The sequence below is a fragment of the Streptomyces sp. NPDC059455 genome, from assembly GCF_042750115.1.
Taxonomy (GTDB): domain Bacteria; phylum Actinomycetota; class Actinomycetes; order Streptomycetales; family Streptomycetaceae; genus Streptomyces; species Streptomyces endocoffeicus.
Genome location: NZ_JBHYVB010000365.1, coordinates 1 through 2,945, shown reverse-complemented (window position 1 = coordinate 2,945; position 2,945 = coordinate 1). Strand labels below are relative to the sequence as shown.

Sequence of the window (2,945 nt, the reverse complement as noted above, 5' to 3'; positions counted from 1 at the left end):
GCCCCCCCCAACGGCATCGACCCCCCCCGCCCTCGAGGGGGGGGCCCCCCGGGGGGGGGGCCCCCCCCTTCGGCGCTCCTACGGGCCCTGAGGCCCGTCCATGAGCCTCCACGAGGCCCCACGGAGGCGGCTGGCTCTACGCGGCGAGCCTCTACGCGGCCCCACGGAGGCTTCTACGCGGCGTTGTCGCCGCCGGGGAGCTCCACCTTCGCGCCGAGCTCCACGAGCTTCTCCATGCTGCGTTCCCCGGGGGATGACCCCCGGACCCCAGCCGGGGGCCGTCGTCGTGGCGCGGGGCGTGGGATGGGTCAGCCCGTCCCGGGGGTGCCGGGGCGGGCTGAGGTGGGGTTGGGGTCCGGCCGTGGGGCCGGGGAGAAGGGTTATACGGCGTTGTCGCCGCCGGGGAGCTCCACCTTCGCGCCGAGCTCCACGAGCTTCTCCATGAAGTTCTCGTAGCCGCGGTTGATCAGGTCGATGCCGTGGACCCGTGAGGTGCCCTGGGCGGCCAGGGCCGCGATCAGGTAGGAGAAGCCACCGCGGAGGTCGGGGATGACCAGGTCGGAGCCCTGGAGCTTGGTGGGTCCCGAGACGACCGCGGAGTGCAGGAAGTTCCGCTGGCCGAACCGGCACGCGGAGCCGCCCAGGCATTCGCGGTAGAGCTGGATGTGCGCGCCCATCTGGTTGAGCGCCGAGGTGAAGCCCAGCCGGGACTCGTAGACCGTCTCGTGGACGATGGACAGGCCCGACGCCTGGGTCAGGGCCACCACCAGCGGCTGCTGCCAGTCGGTCTGGAAGCCGGGGTGGACGTCGGTCTCCAGGGCGATCGCGTTGAGCTTGCCGCCCGGGTGCCAGAACCGTATGCCCTCGTCACCGATGTCGAAGGCGCCGCCGACCTTGCGGTAGGTGTTCAGGAAGGTCATCATCTCGCGCTGGCGGGCGCCGCGCACATAGATGCTGCCCTCGGTGGCCAGCGCCGCGCTCGCCCAGGAGGCGGCCTCCAGGCGGTCCGGGAGGGCGCGGTGGTTGTAGCCGCCGAGCTGGTCGACACCGGTGATCCGGATCGTGCGGTCGGTGTCCATGGAGATGATGGCGCCCATCTTCTGCAGTACGCAGATGAGGTCCTCGATCTCCGGCTCGACCGCCGCGTTGGAGAGTTCCGTCACACCCTCGGCGAGCACCGCCGTCAGCAGCACCTGCTCGGTGGAGCCCACCGACGGGTACGGCAGCCGGATCTTGGTGCCGCGCAGCCGGTGCGGGGCCTCCAGGTACTGGCCGTCCGCCCGCTTCTCGATCGTCGCCCCGAACTGGCGCAGCACGTCGAAGTGGAAGTCGATCGGCCGGCCGCCGATGTCACAGCCGCCCAGGCCCGGGATGAAGGCGTGGCCGAGGCGGTGCAGCAGCGGGCCGCAGAAGAGGATCGGGATCCGCGAGGAACCTGCGTGTGCGTCGATGTCGGCGACATTGGCGCTCTCCACGTGCGTGGGATCGAGCACCAGCTCACCGGGCTCGTCACCGGGTCGCACCGTCACGCCGTGCAGCTGCAGCAGCCCGCGCACCACCCGCACATCGCGGATGTCGGGGACGTTGCGCAGCCGGCTGGGCCCGCTGCCGAGCAGGGCGGCCACCATGGCCTTGGGCACGAGGTTCTTCGCGCCGCGGACACGGATCTCGCCTTCGAGCGGGGTGCCGCCATGGACGAGCAGGACATCGTTCGAGCGGGTCATCTGGTCTCGCGTTCCTGAGACGGGCAAGGGCCAAAAGGCACAAGGGCCAAAGGGCAAGAGTAATAGCCCCGGAGACCGCCTCCGTAAGGCTCTTGCACCGTTTGCGTCACCCTGTAGGCGACACAACACGTTCCGTTTCGATCGGAAGGCCCACAGTCACGTGCGCCGCATCTGCTGTCTTGCGCCCCGACCTGCTCTCATACGGGACTCGACTTCCACTCCCCCTCCGGCCCGGATATGGGGGATCATGTGGCCATGACCGAGGTGTCCTCGCTCACAGGACGGCTGCTTGTCGCGACACCGGCGCTTGCTGACCCGAATTTCGACCGCGCGGTGGTGCTTCTCCTCGACCATGACGAGGAGGGCTCGCTCGGCGTGGTCCTGAACCGCCCGACCCCGGTGGGGGTGAGCGACATCCTGGAGTCGTGGGCCTCGCTGGCCGGGGAGCCGGGGGTGGTCTTCCAGGGCGGTCCGGTTTCGCTGGATTCGGCGCTGGGCGTGGCCGTCGTACCGGGCGAGTCGGGCCGGTCCTCGGCGCGCAGTGAGGACGGGCCACTCGGTTGGCGCAGAGTGCACGGCGCCATCGGCCTGGTGGACCTGGAGGCGCCGCCGGAGCTGCTGGCGGCGGCGGTGGGCTCGTTGCGCATCTTCGCCGGTTACGCGGGCTGGGGGCCCGGTCAGCTGGAGGACGAGCTCTCCGAGGGCGCGTGGTACGTGGTGGAGTCCGAGCCGGGCGATGTGTCCTCGCCCGCCCCCGAGCGGCTGTGGCGGTCGGTGCTGCGCCGCCAGCGCAGTGAGCTGGCCATGGTCGCCACGTATCCGGACGACCCTTCTCTCAACTAGGCATGAGTACCCTAGGGCTGTATGAGCACTCTTGAGCCCGAGCGCGGGGCAGGCACGGGGACCCTCGTTGAGCCGACACCACAGGTGTCGCACGGTGACGGCGACCACGAGCGCTATGCCCACTATGTACAGAAAGACAAGATCATGGAGAGCGCCCTCTCCGGATCTCCCGTCGTCGCACTCTGCGGCAAGGTCTGGGTCCCGGGTCGTGACCCGAAGAAGTACCCGGTCTGCCCCATGTGCAAGGAGATTTTCGAGGGCATGGGCGCCGGCGGCGACAAGGGCAAGGACGGCGACGGCAAGAAGTAGCCGGTCCGTCGGCCCTGGGCGCTGACGAAAAGCCTCGACGAAAAGCCTCGCGCGAACAGACGGCACGCC

Annotated in this window: 3 protein-coding genes; 2 read left to right on the top strand and 1 reads right to left on the bottom strand. The window is 69.9% G+C overall.

Translation table 11 applies throughout. From position 1 onward, the window contains the following. Nucleotides 1-380 precede the first annotated feature (380 nt). Nucleotides 381-1,724 carry a UDP-N-acetylglucosamine 1-carboxyvinyltransferase gene (gene murA, locus ACFXB5_RS52045; RefSeq protein WP_385222734.1) on the bottom strand — a complete coding sequence of 448 codons (1,344 nt, stop codon included), beginning with the start codon at nt 1,722-1,724 and terminating at the stop codon, nt 381-383. Nucleotides 1,725-1,979: 255 nt separating this feature from the next. Between murA and ACFXB5_RS52040 the strand changes: the two genes are divergently transcribed. Both ACFXB5_RS52040 and ACFXB5_RS52035 read left to right on the top strand, forming a co-directional pair. Then, nucleotides 1,980-2,567 (top strand): YqgE/AlgH family protein, encoded by a 588-nt coding sequence (locus ACFXB5_RS52040; protein WP_201856619.1) that lies wholly within the window; start codon nt 1,980-1,982, stop codon nt 2,565-2,567. Between the two features lie 21 nt (nt 2,568-2,588). After that, entirely contained in the window at nt 2,589-2,876 is a 288-nt protein-coding gene (locus ACFXB5_RS52035; RefSeq protein WP_075200572.1) for a DUF3039 domain-containing protein, read from the top strand. Nucleotides 2,877-2,945: the final 69 nt, after the last annotated feature.

Coding starts and splice junctions, on each gene's coding strand:
- ACFXB5_RS52035 (WP_075200572.1), top strand. CDS start 2,589: ATGAGCACTCTTGAGCCCGAGCGCGGGGCAGGCACGGGGACCCTCGTT.
- murA (WP_385222734.1), bottom strand. CDS start 1,724: ATGACCCGCTCGAACGATGTCCTGCTCGTCCATGGCGGCACCCCGCTC.
- ACFXB5_RS52040 (WP_201856619.1), top strand. CDS start 1,980: ATGACCGAGGTGTCCTCGCTCACAGGACGGCTGCTTGTCGCGACACCG.